At 64.4% G+C, this 15,388-nt stretch carries 14 protein-coding genes; 6 read left to right on the plus strand and 8 right to left on the minus strand.

The genetic code is table 11. The annotated features are described in order from the left end of the window. The first annotated feature begins 126 nt into the window (after positions 1-126). Positions 127-588, plus strand: a complete 462-nt coding sequence (locus FZI91_RS03125) for a tRNA (cytidine(34)-2'-O)-methyltransferase (RefSeq protein ID WP_155937152.1) — start codon at positions 127-129, stop codon at positions 586-588. 29 nt (positions 589-617) lie between these two features. On the opposite strand, the gene FZI91_RS03130 is transcribed toward FZI91_RS03125, so the two are convergent. Further along, the gene (locus FZI91_RS03130) at positions 618-3,896 is read right to left on the minus strand and encodes an error-prone DNA polymerase (protein WP_162525704.1); all 3,279 of its coding nucleotides are present in this window, start codon (positions 3,894-3,896) and stop codon (positions 618-620) included. 170 nt (positions 3,897-4,066) lie between these two features. On the opposite strand from FZI91_RS03130, the gene FZI91_RS03135 reads away from it, so the two are divergent. The 3 genes from FZI91_RS03135 (at position 4,067) to FZI91_RS03145 (ending at position 6,516) form a co-directional block, all read left to right on the plus strand. Continuing rightward, a complete protein-coding gene (locus FZI91_RS03135) occupies positions 4,067-5,092 on the plus strand; it encodes an alcohol dehydrogenase catalytic domain-containing protein (protein ID WP_155937153.1) in 1,026 nt (341 codons plus the stop codon). Between the two features lie 99 nt (positions 5,093-5,191). Then, positions 5,192-5,764 carry a TetR family transcriptional regulator gene (locus FZI91_RS03140; protein ID WP_155937154.1) on the plus strand — a complete coding sequence of 191 codons (573 nt, stop codon included), beginning with the start codon at positions 5,192-5,194 and terminating at the stop codon, positions 5,762-5,764. Then, the gene (locus tag FZI91_RS03145) at positions 5,761-6,516 is read left to right on the plus strand and encodes a nucleotidyltransferase domain-containing protein (protein ID WP_155937155.1); all 756 of its coding nucleotides are present in this window, start codon (positions 5,761-5,763) and stop codon (positions 6,514-6,516) included. Before FZI91_RS03140 ends, FZI91_RS03145 begins: the two co-directional genes overlap by 4 nt. Here the strand turns inward: FZI91_RS03145 and FZI91_RS03150 are convergent. Both FZI91_RS03150 and FZI91_RS03155 read right to left on the minus strand, forming a co-directional pair. After that, complete coding sequence (locus FZI91_RS03150; protein WP_155937156.1) at positions 6,467-7,018, minus strand: PH domain-containing protein; 552 nt, start codon at positions 7,016-7,018, stop codon at positions 6,467-6,469. The two genes, FZI91_RS03145 and FZI91_RS03150, sit on opposite strands and share 50 nt — an antisense overlap. Continuing rightward, on the minus strand, positions 7,015-7,467 hold the full coding sequence (locus FZI91_RS03155) for a hypothetical protein (protein WP_155937157.1): 453 nt from the start codon (positions 7,465-7,467) through the stop codon (positions 7,015-7,017). Before FZI91_RS03155 ends, FZI91_RS03150 begins: the two co-directional genes overlap by 4 nt. 129 nt (positions 7,468-7,596) lie before the next feature. On the opposite strand from FZI91_RS03155, the gene FZI91_RS03160 reads away from it, so the two are divergent. Beyond that, on the plus strand, positions 7,597-9,609 hold the full coding sequence (locus FZI91_RS03160; protein ID WP_162525703.1) for an SDR family oxidoreductase: 2,013 nt from the start codon (positions 7,597-7,599) through the stop codon (positions 9,607-9,609). A 54-nt stretch (positions 9,610-9,663) separates the two neighbouring features. Beyond that, a complete protein-coding gene (locus FZI91_RS03165; protein ID WP_155937158.1) occupies positions 9,664-10,695 on the plus strand; it encodes a nucleoside hydrolase in 1,032 nt (343 codons plus the stop codon). A 10-nt stretch (positions 10,696-10,705) separates the two neighbouring features. Here the strand turns inward: FZI91_RS03165 and FZI91_RS03170 are convergent, their stop codons facing one another. From FZI91_RS03170 to FZI91_RS03190, 5 genes are all read right to left on the minus strand, one after another. Further along, the gene (locus FZI91_RS03170) at positions 10,706-12,331 is read right to left on the minus strand and encodes a DNA polymerase Y family protein (protein ID WP_309224066.1); all 1,626 of its coding nucleotides are present in this window, start codon (positions 12,329-12,331) and stop codon (positions 10,706-10,708) included. Beyond that, the gene (locus tag FZI91_RS03175; protein ID WP_162525701.1) at positions 12,309-13,001 is read right to left on the minus strand and encodes a hypothetical protein; all 693 of its coding nucleotides are present in this window, start codon (positions 12,999-13,001) and stop codon (positions 12,309-12,311) included. Before FZI91_RS03175 ends, FZI91_RS03170 begins: the two co-directional genes overlap by 23 nt. An 88-nt stretch (positions 13,002-13,089) precedes the next feature. Further along, entirely contained in the window at positions 13,090-13,449 is a 360-nt protein-coding gene (locus FZI91_RS03180; RefSeq protein WP_155937160.1) for a DUF6086 family protein, read from the minus strand. A 48-nt stretch (positions 13,450-13,497) separates the two neighbouring features. Beyond that, the gene (locus FZI91_RS03185) at positions 13,498-14,142 is read right to left on the minus strand and encodes a response regulator transcription factor (RefSeq protein WP_155937161.1); all 645 of its coding nucleotides are present in this window, start codon (positions 14,140-14,142) and stop codon (positions 13,498-13,500) included. Further along, positions 14,142-15,356: an ATP-binding protein gene (locus tag FZI91_RS03190; protein ID WP_208091263.1), complete on the minus strand. Its 1,215-nt coding sequence runs from the start codon at positions 15,354-15,356 to the stop codon at positions 14,142-14,144. Before FZI91_RS03190 ends, FZI91_RS03185 begins: the two co-directional genes overlap by 1 nt. Between the last annotated feature and the right edge of the window lie 32 nt (positions 15,357-15,388).

The raw sequence follows: 15,388 nt of genomic DNA on the forward strand, positions 1-15,388 counted from the left end.
CTTGTGGTCGTGGGCTTTAGCCCACTGCTCGATCAGCTCACGCTGTCGCTCGATAGAGGTCGATCATCGGTTGACCTCGATAGACGTAGTCTCCCCAGTACGCGCATGATGGAAGGATCACGTGTTATGTGGAGAATCATGTTCCATGAGCCCCGGATCGCCCCGAATACCGGGAACGCGATCCGGATGGTGGCGGGCACCGGGTGCGAGCTGCATCTGGTACAGCCGCTGTTCGACCTGTCGGAGGCGAAGGTGCGACGCGCGGGCCTGGACTATCACGACATGGCGTCGGTGACGGTGCATGAAAGTCTTTCCACTGCTTGGGAATCGCTGCGCCCGCAACGGGTGTATGCCTTCACCGCGCATGCGAAGGTGAGCTACACGGACATCGCCTATCAACCCGGCGATGTGCTGTTGTTCGGTCCCGAGCCCACCGGTCTGGATGCCGAGGTGTTGGCCGATCCGCACATCACCGAGAAAGTGCGCATCCCGCTGCTGCCCGGTCGCCGGTCGCTCAACCTGTCCAATGCCGCAGCCATCGCCGCCTACGAGGCATGGCGTCAGCACGGTTTCGCGGGCAGCGTCTAACGCTCTTCGCGCACGCGGCTCATCGCCGCCTAACGGAAGTCCCGCGAGCTGGACCGGACGCGCAGATCCAGCGGTCGCAGCTGATCGGCCACCACGGAAATAGCGCCACTGGCGTTCTGCACCTGGCCGCGAATGATCAACGCCTGCGCGGTGACTGCCAGCTTGCGATGCCGCGCCCACAGACCCACCGAGCACACCACATTCACCATCCCCGTCTCGTCCTCAAGATTGATGAATGTCACCCCGGCCGCGGTCGCCGGTCGCTGCCGATGCGTGACCGCCCCCGCCACCAGCACCCGTGCCCCGTCGGGCACATCGAAGAGCCCCTTGGCCGGGACGACACCCAGCTCATCGAGCCGTCCCCGGAGGAACTGGGTGGGATACGCATCAGGAGTGACCCCAGTCGCCCACACATCGGCGGCAGCCTGTGTCACCTCCCCCATCGGCGGCAGTTCCGGGATCCGGGAGGACACTCCGACACCGGGCAGCCTGTCGGGCCGCTGCCCCGCAGCGGCGCCCGCCACCCACAGCGCCTCACGCCGGGACATGCCGAAGCAGCCCAGCGCGCCCCCGGTAGCCAGCGCCTCAACCTGCGCCGTGCTCAGCTGGATGCGACCGGTAAGGTCGAGCAGAGAGGCGAACGGGCCGTTTGTTTTTCGTTCCTCGACAATCGCCTGAGCCAGCTCGTCCCCGATGTGACGGACGACACCCAGGCCGATCCGCACCTCCAGGCCCGCGTTCTCCAAGGTCGCATACGACAGGCTGGCATTGGCGTCGGGACCGTGCACGGTGACACCGTGGCGGCGGGCATCGGCCACCAGGGACTGCGGCGAGTAGAAGCCCATCGGCTGTGCACGCAACAGCGCCGCGCAAAACGCCGCCGGATGATGCAGCTTGAACCAAGACGAGTAGAACACCAACGAGGCAAAGCTCTGCGCGTGACTTTCCGGGAACCCGAAATTGGCGAAGGCATAGAGCTTTTCGTAGATCCTGTCGGCCAGCTCGTCAGTGATTCCGTGCAGGTTTCGCATGCCCTCGTAGAACCTGCTGCGCAGTTGTTCCATCCGTTCCGGTGAGCGTTTAGAGCCCATCGCTCGGCGCAGCTGATCGGATTCGGCGGGACTGAACCCGGCGACATCGACGGCGAGCTGCATCAGCTGCTCCTGGAACAGCGGCACCCCGAGCGTCTTTCTCAACGCCGCCTCCATCGACGGGTGATCGAACAGCACGGGGTCAATCTTGTTGTATCGCCGGATATATGGGTGCACCGAGCCGCCCTGGATGGGCCCGGGCCGGATCAGCGCCACCTCCACCACCAGATCGTAGAAACACTTGGGTTTCAGCCGGGGCAGCGTAGCCATCTGGGCGCGCGACTCCACCTGAAACACCCCCACCGAATCTGCGCGGGCCAGCATCTCGTAAACCGCCTGCTCCTTCAGGTCGATATGGGCCAGGTCCACCGCGATGCCCTTATGGTCGCGGACCAGGTCGATGCAGTAATGCAGCGCCGAGAGCATGCCAAGCCCAAGAAGATCGAACTTCACCAAACCCACTGCTGCGCAATCATCTTTGTCCCATTGCAGCACGCTGCGGTTTTCCATACGTGCCCATTCCACGGGCACCACATCTGCCAGTGGGCGATCGCAGATGACCATGCCACCGGAGTGGATACCCATGTGCCGGGGAAAATTTTTGATCTCTTGAGCTAGATGGATCACCTGCTCCGGAATGCCATCAACCTCCGCCGCGTCGGACACACCGCCCCAGTGTCCGAGTTGCTTACTCCACGCATCCTGTTGCCCCTGCGCGAATCCCAGGGCCTTGGCCATGTCTCGCACCGCCATTCGGCCGCGATAGGTGATGACGTTGGCCACCTGAGCCGCATACTGGCGGCCATACTTGTTATAGACGTACTGGATGGCCTGTTCCCGTTCATCCGATTCGATATCGATGTCGATATCCGGTGGCCCATCGCGAGCCGGTGACAGGAACCGTTCGAACAACAGGCCATTGGCCACCGGGTCGACATTGGTGACTCCGAGCGCGTAACAGACCGCAGAATTGGCGGCGGAGCCACGCCCCTGGCACAAGATGTCGCTGCGACGGCAGAACTGGGTGATGTCATGCACCACCAGGAAATAGCCCGGAAAATTCAGCTGGGCAATGACATCCAGCTCATGCTCGATTTGAGCGTAGGCCTTCTGAGCTCCGGCCCGGGGACCGTATCGGCGCTCGGCACCATCGAGAGCCAGCTGCCGCAACCAGCTATTCTCGGTATGACCGGACGGGACATCGAACGGCGGCAACTGTGGGGCGATAAGCCGCAGATCGAAGGCGCACGCCTCCCCCAGCTCGGCAGCCGCCGTCACCACCTCCGGGCAGTGGGAAAACAGCCGCGCCATCTCGTCTCCGGAGCGCAGATGCGCTCCGCCCACCGGGTCCAACCAACCCGCCGCATCGTCGAGGCTCTTACGCGCCCGCACCGCCGCCATCGCCATGGCCAGCCGCCCGTTCTCCGGCCTCGCGAAATGAGCTGCCGTAGTAGCTATTACACCGATACCGAATCTCGGCGCCAGCGCGGCAAGCGCCGCATTGCGTTCATCGTCATCCGGATGACCGTGCCTACTGAGCTCGATGCTGACGCGATCGGCACCGAACCGGCCGACCAGATCGGCCAGCGCCTTCTCGGCCATATCGGGACCGCTGGCGGCAAGCGCCCGTCGTACATGTCCTTTACGGCACCCGGTCAGGATGTGCCAATGCCCTCCGGCCGCCTCGGTAAGCGCATCAAGGTCATAACGCGGCTTGCCCTTTCGGTCCTTGGGCGTTCCGCCGGACAGGTGCGCAGCGGCCATCTGCCGCGACAACCTCCGATACCCCTCCTGACCGCGCGCCAACACCAGCAGATGTGTGGAGTCCTCCGTATTGCCCTGTCCGCCAAGAGATAATTCCGCGCCGAACACGGTGGGCAGACCGAGTTCCTTGGCGGCTTCCGCGAAGCGGACGACCCCGTAGAAACCATCGTGGTCGGTGAGCGCCAGCGCCTTGAGGTCGAGCCGCGCCGCCTCCTGCGCCATCTCTTCCGGCAGGCTCGCCCCGTCGAGAAAGCTGAACGCCGAATGCGCGTGCAGCTCCGCGTAGGGCACTGCCGATCGCCGACGTTCACGCGTGGGCGGCTCATAGGGAGGACGCTTACGACTCCACGCAGGACCATCCCCGCCGTCACCGACAGGCGCATGAGGGTTAGGGCGCCCGTCGAGTACGCGTTCCATCTCCGCCCAGGTCGGCGGACCTTCTGACCAACCCACTCGAACAGTGTATCGAACATACATTCGAATAACCAGCCCCCGAACGGCAAGCTCGCCTTCTTCAGCTAAGTAACTATCTAGTTATTGATAATAAGAAACATACTCGCTAGTCTTCATGAAAACGGGGCAGGAAACCCCTGAGGTATCGACTCAGCCAAGGAGAAATCGTTATGAAAGCCATTGTGATGACGGGCGCCAACCAGCCCTGGCAGGTACAGGAGGTTCCGACCCCGACCGCAGAACCCGGCCAAGTTCTGGTCAAGGTCCATGCCTCTGGTATGTGCTACACCGACGCCTGGGCAACCCAGGGCTATGGCGGTGACATCTACCCGCAGACTCCCGGACACGAGATCGTCGGCGAGGTGGTCGAAGTGGGCGCCGGCGTACATACACGCCAGATAGGCGACAGAGTGGGCGCCACCTGGGTGCAGTCGGCCTGCGGGCGCTGCGCCTACTGTCGCCAAAACCGCCCCTTGACCGGTCAAACCGCGATGAACTGCGCGAACCCTCGAACCTCGGGATTTTCCGCGCAGGGTGGTCACGCCGAATACGTCGCGCTCGCCGCCGAGGGCACGGTGCTCTTGCCGGAAGGACTCCCCTACGAACTGGCCGCACCGATGATGTGCGCTGGGTACACCACCTGGAGCAGCTTCCGGGACGCCGCACCGCAACCGCATGAACGAGTTGCGGTCGTGGGCATCGGCGGTCTTGGCCATGTCGCGGTACAGCTTTCGAAGGCCAGCGGGTTCGAGACCATCGCCATCACACACTCCCCGGACAAGCGAGAGCTGGCCCTGGAACTCGGCGCGGATCACGTCGTCGCAAGCGGTAAGGAGCTGCTCGAGCTGGGCGGCGCCGACGTCCTCTTGGTGACAACCAACGCGTTCGCCGCCGCCGAAGAAGCGATGACGGGACTGCGGCCGGACGGTCGTGTGGCACTCAGCGGCCTGGACTTCAACCGTCCGTTCTCTATCTCATCCGAAGGCGTCCCCTTCCACATGATGCGACAAAAGGTGATCGGGTCAACGCACGGCGGCCTTCAGCGACTTGCCGAAGTGCTCGACTATGCCGCCAAGGGACGAGTAAAGCCGATCGTGCAGACCTACTCCCTGGATCAGGCCACCGAGGCATACGACCGTCTCGTGTCCGGGCAGGTGCGTTTCCGCGGCGTCTTCACCCCGTCCGCGACCGGATAGTCCATATCCGCGGTGCGCAGGTCGGGCTGGCGGACTCGCCCGTCACCCCGACCTGCGTCGCTCGCCAACCGTGCAACCGCTTGGCTCTAGGCTCTTGGCATGCCGCCCGACGCTTCTGCGACCAAGAAGCGGCTGCTCGATGCCGCCTTCATGGAGTTCGCCGAGCATGGGCTTGCCGGTGCGCGCGTCGACCGGATCGGAGCGACCGCAGAAGCCAACAAGCGGCTGCTCTACGTCTACTACACCAACAAAGAGACGCTGTTCGACACCGTCGTCGCACATTCCATCAAGCGAATGTCGGACGCCGTTCCGTTCACTCCAGACGACCTACCGGGATACGCCGGTGCATTGTTCGATCACCTGATCAAGCATCCCGAACATCTAAGACTTGCCACCTGGGCGCAACTTGAACGACCCGTCTCCGGCCCCTCCGAGACCGCGGCGTACGGGGCGAAGGTCAAAGCCATCGCCGGAACACAGTCGCCCGTAAGCGATGTGGAACCGGCCGACATCTTGGCCCTCTTACTCGGATTGACGACCGCATGGCTCGGCGCATCGCCGGCCCTGCGCAGCCTCACAGCGGCCGAGCCTTTCTCGACCGAACGCCTTGCCGCCCACCGTGCCGCCCTTATCGCAGCGGTCGAGGCCCTCGTCGGCGTCGCGGCCCGATGACCACATCCGACGCCGCGTTCCTCGATTCGGTCGCCAACGAACTGGCCGCACTTCCCGCGGTCGAGGCCGTGACGCTGGGCGGTTCCCGCGCGCAGGGAATCCATCGGCCGGATAGCGACTGGGATCTGGCGATCTATTACCGCGGCAACTTCGACCCTGAGGACCTGCGCCAGATCGGATGGGACGGAGAGGTCTCCGAGATCGGCGCGTGGGGCGGCGGGGTGTTCAACGGCGGCGCATGGCTTCGCATCGACGGCCGCGATGTCGACGTGCACTACCGCGGCCTTACGGACGTCAAGGAGCAGCTGATTCGCGCGGAACGCGGCGAGTTCCACATCGAACCGCTGATGTTCCACCTCGCGGGAATTCCCAGCTACCTGGTGGTGGGCGAACTCGCGATCAACAAGGTATTGCGGGGCATCCTGCCATGCCCGGATTATCCTGCAGCACTTCGTGAGTCGGCGCCCGAGGCGTGGACGGCGCGGGCCGCGCTCAATGTGCACTATGCCGAGAAGAATTACGCTCCCTACGGGCAAGTGGCCCAATGCGCCGGGCTGCTGACGGTGGCCGCAATGGAGTACGCCCATGGGGCACTCGCCGCGCGCGGCGAGTGGGTGACCAATGAGAAGCGCCTGCTGGACCGCGCGGGACTCTCAGACGTGCACAGGATTCTCGCCGCGCTATCACCGGATCCCGCGACGCTCACTCGCGCGGTCGAGGAGATCCGTTCCCTGGGAGAGCGCACGCGTTGACCATCACCTCGTCGACTCCGGCGAACAGCGACTCCACGACCTGCCGCGCGGTTTCGACATCGAGCCCGACGAACCGCAGCTCCCCCTGATCCGCCCGCACTCGCACCGTCGCCAACCCGAAAACCCGCGATAGCGGGTCCTGACGCAGCTCCACCGTGCGTACCAGGGCCAAGGGAATGACCCAAAATGAGCTCTGCCACAACGTTTTCGAGGAAACGTAGGCCAGTTCATCGTCCAGGACACCACACCGATAGGTCCGGTAGCGCTGCAGTGGACGGAGCACCACCCATGCCACGGCGCACGAGAGGCATAGCAGCCCCGCCACACCCACGACATGCTCCAGCGGCGTTGTTGCGTACGCAGGCAGCGAAGTCACCGCCCACACCGCCGCGACGACGACAACCAGAGGAGTGCATGCGAGCGCGTATTGGATGGCCCAGAGCACCGGCACCGATCTGCTGACACCGAATCCCGCCGGCGCCGTAAGCGTTACATCGATCATGACCCGTCCCCCATCGTCGGAGCGAACCGACGCATCCACACCTGCCGCATCGCCACGGCCACAAGGACGAAAAACACCACCGCGGTCGGTGCCCAGATGATCGTACGGTCGAGCTCCCCGAACGCGTAGGCGATCACGCCCAGCGACGCGAACGGAATGAACACCGACCCCGCCGCCGTCCAACGCCGAACGATCGCTAGCTCGACGATGGCCGCGATCACCACGACACCGAAGGCACCCCAGAGCACCACGCTCTCCGGCTGCACCGCGGGATCCAACAGCACGAAGTCGGCATCGCTGCGCGGCGCGCCGTCGGTGAGCGGCGTGTAAGCGGTCCATCCCCAGTCGCGCGGGCTCAGCCCCCGGTTCACGAGCGCGGCTACCACAAATGCCCACCACGCAGCGTTGCCCGTGGCGCGGGCGGCACTGAATACCTGGATGCGCGACATTCCTGGAGTATCCCCCATGGCTAATTCGCCAGTGACGAACTTGTCACACGTCGTTGACGAAGCACCCCAAAACGGCAACGATAACTTCAACCGGGCCGATAAGCGGCCTAACAGTCTCAGAGGTAGCACGTGAAATACATCGTCACCGGCGGCACCGGCTTCATCGGACGACGGATCGTAACCCGCATCCTGGAGACCCAGCCGGGCGCCGAGGTCGCCGTCCTCGTACGGCGTGAATCCCTATCCCGGTTCGAGAAGCTCGTCGAACAATGGGATGACCGCGTGCAGCCGCTGGTGGGTGACCTCACCCAGCCCGACCTCGGCCTGCCCGCCGAAGGCGACCCGATAGCCGCCGACCACATCGTGCACTGCGCCGCGATCTACGACATCACCGTGGACGACGCGGCACAGCGCGCCGCGAACGTGGAGGGCACGCGGGCGGTCATCGCGCTGGCCAAACGCGCCGGTGCCACCCTGCACCACATCTCCTCCATCGCGGTGGCCGGAAGCTACGAAGGCGAATTCACCGAGGAAGACTTCGACGTCAACCAGGATCTGCCGACGCCGTACCACCAGACCAAGTTCGAGGCCGAGCTGCTGGTGCGCTCCGAACCCGGTCTGCGCTACCGGATTTACCGACCCGCCGTCGTCGTCGGCGATTCCAAGACCGGCGAGATGGACAAGATCGACGGGCCCTACTACTTCTTCGGAATACTGACCAAGCTAGCGCGGCTTCCTCGGTTCACGCCGATGATGCTGCCAAAAGCCGGGCGCTCCAACATCGTTCCCGTCGACTACGTCGTCGACGCCACCGTCGAACTGATGCACCAGGACGGACGCGACGGCCAGGCCTTCCACCTGACCAATCCCGACGTGACCTACCTGCGCGACATCTATTCCGGAATCGCGGGCGCCGCCGGTCTGCCACCCGTGCGCGGGTCACTTCCACACGCCGTCGCCACGCCGTTCCTACATGCCCGCGGCACCCTCAAGGTCTGGCGCAACATGGTCGTCACTCAACTCGGCATCCCGCCCGAGGTCATCGACATCACCGAGATCAAGCCCACCTTCATCTGCGAGGCAACGCAGGAAGCATTGCGGCCCAGCGGAATTAAGGTTCCTGGTTTCGGCGGGTACGCGGGCAAGCTGTACGAATACTGGCGCCAGAACCTGGACCCCGAGCGGTACCGCCGCGACAATCCCGCCGGACCGCTCGTCGGCCGGCACGTCATTATCACCGGCGCCTCCAGCGGCATCGGGCGTGCCGCGGCCATCTCGGTCGCCCAGCGCGGCGGCACCGTCTTCGCCATTGCGCGCGACGGCGAGGCATTGGATCAACTCGTCGCCGAGATCCGCGAGGACGGTGGGAAGGCTCACGCATTCCCCTGCGATCTCACCGACTACTCGGCCGTCGACGACACCGTGAAAAGCATTCTCGGCCAGTTCGGGCACGTGGACTATCTGGTCAACAACGCCGGACGTTCTATTCGCCGTTCGGTGGTTAACACCGTCGACCGATTCCATGACTACGAGCGAGTCATGGCCATCAACTACTTCGGGGCCGTCCGACTGGTGCTTGCACTGCTCCCCCATTGGCGGGAACGCAAATTCGGCCACGTCGTCAACGTGTCGACGGCCGGCGTACAGACCCGCAATCCCAAGTACGCCTCCTACATTCCGACCAAAGCGGCGCTGGATGCCTTCTCCGATGTGGTCGCGACCGAGACGGTGTCCGACCACATCACCTTCACCAATATCCATATGCCACTGGTGAAGACCCCGATGATCACGCCCTCCAACAAGCTGAACGTGGTGCGCGGGCTCACCCCGGAGCACGCGGCTGCCATGGTGGTTCGCGGTCTGATCGAGAAGCCAACACGCATCGATCACCCGATGGGCACCTTCGCCGATATCGGGCAGTACCTCACTCCGAAATTGAGCCGTCGGATCCTGCATCAGATGTATCTGGCATATCCGGATTCCAAGGCCGCCCGCGGGCTGGAGCCGGTGGACGATCGCCGAGATCTGTCGACATCTCGACGCCGCCCCAAGACGGCCAAGCGGGTGGCCGCCGTAACGAAGCTTCGCGTTCCGGGCCCCGTGATGAAGGCGGTACGTCTCATCCCCGGCGTGCACTGGTGAGCTAGAGCGGGCACCAACTGCCCGTATGAGCTAACTCACGGTAGATTGACGTCCATGGTTCCTGTTTTTGCCGACGTCGATACCGGAGTTGATGACGCACTGGGATTGATCTTTCTTCTCGCTAGCGAGGATGTCGAGATTGTCGGTATCGCATCTACTGCGGGCAATGTCTCGGTGGACCATGTTTGCGCGAACAATCTAGGCCTCCTCGAGCTGTGCAACGCCCCGCAGATCCCGGTGTCCAAAGGTGTGGCCGAACCGTTGAGTGCGGCACTGCGCACCGCCGAAGACACGCACGGCCCCACCGGGCTCGGGTATGCGGCACTGCCGGAATCCGCGCGCACCCTCACCGATTACGACGCCGCCGAGGCCTGGGTGAAGGCCGCCCACGCGCACCCCGGCGAGCTGGTAGGCCTTGCAACCGGCCCACTTACCAACCTGGCGCTCGCGCTGCGCACCGAACCCGAGCTACCCAAATTACTCAAACGGCTCGTGATCATGGGCGGCTCCTTCGACTACCCGGGCAATACCACGCCGGTGGCGGAATGGAATGTCGTCGTGGATCCGGGGGCAGCGGCAGAGGTGTATGCCGCCTGGGGAGCCGCTGGCGTACAAGAACTTCCGATCGTGTGCGGCCTGAATCTCACCGAGACGATCGCGATGACACCAGAGCACCTCGTGCGCCTGGCCGAGTCCGCGAATGCCGTCACCACCCCCCTCACGGTGCTCGATCTGCCGTCGAGCCGTTCAGCGGCGAGTAACGCGCTGCTGCGATTCATTGAAGACGCGGTGCGTTTCTATTTCGAATTCCACATGAAGCAGGAGGAAGGCTTCCTTGCGCACATGCATGATCCCTTCGCCGCCGCGGTGGCCCTGGATCCCTCACTGGTGCAAACCCGTTCTGCGGCCGTCGATGTCGAACTGACCGGCGATCTGACTCGCGCCATGACCATCGCGGACTGGAAAGGACAGTGGGGCCAGAAGCCGAATGCGCAGATCGCGGTGGAGACCGATCCCGAGGTGTTCTTCGATCGTTTCATCGAGCGAGTGAGCGTCTTCGCGCAAAAACTTGACGGAACTAGCTGACCCCAGCAGTTCATTCATATACTCCCTCCACGTACCAGCGCTGCCTGCGAAAATGCAGGAGCAGCGCCTGACCACCACCCTTGCCTTCGAGCAGCACCTGAGCCCTGGCCGCCACCGATACCGGAGTTGGAGCCGGCTCCCGCTCCTCCCACCATCGCTCGTCGATCGGCCATGGCCCCGCCCACCAGCTCAGCTCCCAGCGACCATTACCCCGCCGCACCCTGGCCGGCTCCCCCGAGAACATCCCCCGGGCGGTCACCGTCACCGGCGCATCCTCGATGTCCACAAGCTCCACCTCCTCACCGTCCGGGCCGAGCAGCACCGCCGGAGCAGGATCGGGCAGCCTCCCGGGCCACGGGGCCTCTGGATCGGCCCGCGGCCTCAGCTCATCCCCCAAGGGCACCAAGGTAATTCGTTCGGCCGGACCGCGCCCGCCACTGACCACTCCCACCTGTACCGACTCCTCTCCCAACAGATCCTGAACTCGCGTCAGCGCGCGACGTGCCCGCTGTCGTTCCTCGGCGCCCACCGCGCCCCACAACGTGAGCTGCAATGCTTCGGCCGCCACCACCTCGACCGGCTCCAGCCGCAACATCGCCACCGGCCCGTCCAGAGAGCGGCGCCGAGCAAGCCAGCCGTCAAGCTGCCAGCGCACCCGGTCGGCGGTCGCCTCCTCGGTGAGCGGTTCCGCGCACCGCCACACCCGGGACAGCTCCTGGCCGTCCACCGTGACCGCGTGAATGGCCAACCGAGAGCAGGCCACCCCGGCAGCGGACAACGCCTCGTGCAGCCTCACCGCCAGCATCCGCCCCGCGAAAGCCGCCGCATCCACCCGCTCGATCGGCGGATCGCACGGCAGCTCGACTCCCAGCTCGGCCGGTACCGCATGCCCTGATGGAGGGCGCTGCGGTTCGGCGTGCGCGTGGCGGTGCGCCTGTACCGCGTCATCGTCGAATCGCGAGGCAACGTCCGATCGCGCCAGTTCCGCGAAGGCACCAATGGTTCGTATCCCCATACGCCACAACAGATCTACTAAGTCATCGCGTTGGGGGTGACACAGACTGGGTTCGGCGGCCAGCTCCCTGATCGACAACGGCGCCAGGAACTTCGCATCCTCACCGGGTGGCACCAGCGTCGCGCGCCGTGCCGCATACACCGCCGTGGATATCTGATCGGCGATGCCCACCTGGCATTCCGCCCCAGCCACCGATATCGCATCGGCAAGCCGTTCCGCCGCGGCCTGCTCACTGCCGAAGTACCGAGCGGCACCGGTCACCGGCAGTGCCATCAGCCCGGGACGCAGGATCTCGGCCCCCGGCACCAGATCGTCCACCGCCGAGATCATCGGCTCGAAGAACCGGGCATCGCGATCGGCATCGGCCACCGCGACATGCAGTTGCGGACAACGAGCTTGAGACTCGCGGCGCCGCATACCCCGCCGCACCCCCAGCGCCCGCGCGGCAGCAGTGCATGCCGTCACCCTGTTGGCCAGGGTCACCGCCACGGGTCTGGTGGCAGGCAGATCGGCCATTGCCGCGGCGGCCACCGCAGGCCAGTCTGGGCACCAAATCACCAGGACGCGTGGTGATTTACGCCGTCTTTTTCCCGGCCTTTCAGGCAGATCTGATCGCGCCACGGCTGCCACACACCTCCCGACCACCGCGTCCACGCGCCCGAACAGTCGTCCGCACTCCACGGATTCGCCCTAGACCACAGGTGGACACCCCGTCATAGCCGGTTACCTGCGCCTGTAACCGCATCTCGGCGCCTTCCCAGTCCCCATTGGCAACCAGCAACGTGCATCCGTTGCTGTGTGCGCGGGCCACTATCGCCCGCGCCGACGTCGACGTCACCCGTTGTCCGCCCAGGCCCAGGACCACCAGATCCATCCCGTCCATGAGCACCGAGGCCACCTCCACCGCACTCAGACCCGGGTGAGGGATCAGTGCCAGACGGCTCAGGTCCGCTCCCCGCTCGACCGCCGCCAGCACACTCACGTCCGGCATGCCCACCATCGCGGCATATCCGCCCGCCTCGGTCACCGAGGCCACCACGTCCAGGGGCAGCGACCGAGCCCCGCTAGCCACCGCGACCGTGCCGCGCCGCAACACGTGACCTATCGATCTGGCCAGCGCATCGGATCCCGGCAGCAAAGATTGAGCATCCGGCAGGGCCTCCTGAAACCGCCCCGCCGACGAACGGTTCGGCCCTACCTTTCCCGATATCGTCGCCATCTGCTGCCGAAGCCTTTGCAGCTGGTCAGAGCGGTTGATTAGCCGATCATCGGCGGTCGCCACTACCGTCACAACCGCACCTCCAGACACACTCAACTAGAACATATGTTCGATGCCTGGAGTAAACACCTCCCCACCGACAAGCGTCAAGCGGGATGGGTCAGTCGAGGGTAGGCATGCCTAGAGTGCGCGCCTCTTCCAAAAACTCGCGCCCTGCGACCGTCTCAGCGACCAGCGGGCGATCAATGCGATCCAGAATTCTCACGGATGGTCCGAGAACCGATTGCAGCATCCCGCTCCAAATTTCGTGATGGACAGGGAAGCTCTCCGTGAAGATTCTCTTGACCAGCACCTCGAAAACGTCGGGGTCGATGTAGTAATAATCCGATGCCATCGCACTCAAACCAGTCGGAAGGCGGAGAACCTCACCAACTTGCGTCACGAACCTGACGTACAGATCACCCACTCGCAGCGCCGGACTCCATACAGTCACTTCGCCTACGTCAAAGACATAACTCACCACGCCATCATGACCATCGGAATGCGGCGCTTCCAGTTATTTGATGCGTCAGTCGAGCTGGCGGGTGTGCGCCCACCGGGTCAGGGCATTCCGGTTGGACTGCTGGGTCTTGCGCAGCACGTTGGAAGCATGCGTCTCCACCGTCTTGACGGAGATCACCAAATCCTCGGCGATCTCCCGGTAGGTGTATCCGCGGGCCAGGAGCCGTAACACCTCGAGCTCGCGCGGAGTCAGAGAATCCAGTTCCGGATCCAGCGCCGGCTCAGGAGAATTCGAGCGACCAGTGAACGAATCGAGCACAAATCCGGCCAGCCGCGGGCTGAACACCGCATCTCCACCGGCGACCCGGCGCACCGCATCGGCAAGTTCACCACCCGAAATCGTCTTGGTGACATAGCCCCTGGCGCCGGCTCGGATCACCGCGATGACATCCTCGGCAGCATCGGACACACTCAGCGCCAGAAAAACACAGGAGACCGGGCCTTTCACTCCGTTGATGACGGCCACTCCACCGCCCGCCGGCATATGCACATCGAGTAGCACCACATCCGGTGCGCTAGCCCGAATTCCGGCGACCGCCTCAGCGACCGTACCCGCCTCACCCACGATCTCGATATCGGACTCACCTGCCAGCTCCGCCCGCACTCCGGACCGAAACACCCCGTGATCGTCGACCAAGAACACCCGCAGCATTACGCTTCCTCCCGCGCTTCCCGAGCAGCGTCATGATTAATATCGTTGTACGGCATGATAATTCGCACCTCAGTGCCCTTACCGATCTCCGATTTGACCTGCACCTGTCCACCCCGGCGCATCACCCTGCTCTTGATGGAACGCACGATGCCCTGCCGGTCCGACGACACCAATTCGGGGTCGAATCCCTTCCCCCGGTCTCTGACGAAGACACTGATCTGGCCGGGTTCCACCTCGGCGTACAGGTTGATATCCGATTGCCCGGAGTGCTTGGCGGCGTTGACCAGTGCCTCCCGAATTGCCCCGACCAACGCTCGTCTGGTTTCGGGTTCCGGTGACAGATCGGCATCGCCGACGATCACCGAGTTGACCACCACGGTGTGCGTGTCTTCCACCTCGCCGGCCACCGTGCGCAGTTCCTGCGCGAGTGACGAATCCGAGGAAACCCCCGCCGAGAACAGCCAACTGCGCAGCTCCCGCTCCTGGCTGCGGGCCAGCCGCAGTACCTCGCTGGGGTTGTCGGTGCGCTTCTGAATCAGCGCGAGCGTCTGGAGCACCGAATCGTGCAGATGCGAGGCGATCTCGTCGCGCTCCTCGGTACGGATGCGCGCGGCACGCTCGGCACCGAGCGCACGCCACAATCGCAACCATAACGGCACCGTCAGCAGCGCCGTGCCCACCAGCGTCGCCGCCACCGCGATCAGCGAGTCGCGCAGCGAGGACAAGTCCACATTGCGCAGCACCACCACCGCCAGACCACCGAAGACCAATGCTGCACCCGATATCACCCGAACCCAGGTCAGCACCGACGAACTGCCCGACTCGCCCAGCACCGCCGAACTTGTTCCCTGAGCATCGAATTCGCGCCATACCACCGCGAGCCCGGCCAGCGCCAGCACGATCGGAAAGACCAGCGAAGCCGTCGAACCGCTCAGTGTCGACATCAAGATGATCAGCGCAGCAAGGCTCAACAACACCAGCCCGGTCGCTCGCCTACGATCCGTCGCACTCACGGCGGCGACGTCATCACCGGGCGGCATCAACATCCACAGCAGTCCGTAGGCCGCGATGCCCATTCCGCTGGCCGCTCCGAGCACCGCGAACGCCAATCGCACCCGGAACACCGGAATGTCGAGATGATCGGCGAGACCCCCGGCCACACCGGCGACCACTCGCCCACCGGTACGCCGACGCAATGGCGGGGCGGCGGTCAGCCGATCCCCGCCGGCGAACGCATTCCGGAACC

The sequence above is a fragment of the Mycobacteroides sp. CBMA 271 genome, assembly GCF_009729205.1.
In the GTDB taxonomy this organism is placed as follows: domain Bacteria; phylum Actinomycetota; class Actinomycetes; order Mycobacteriales; family Mycobacteriaceae; genus Mycobacterium.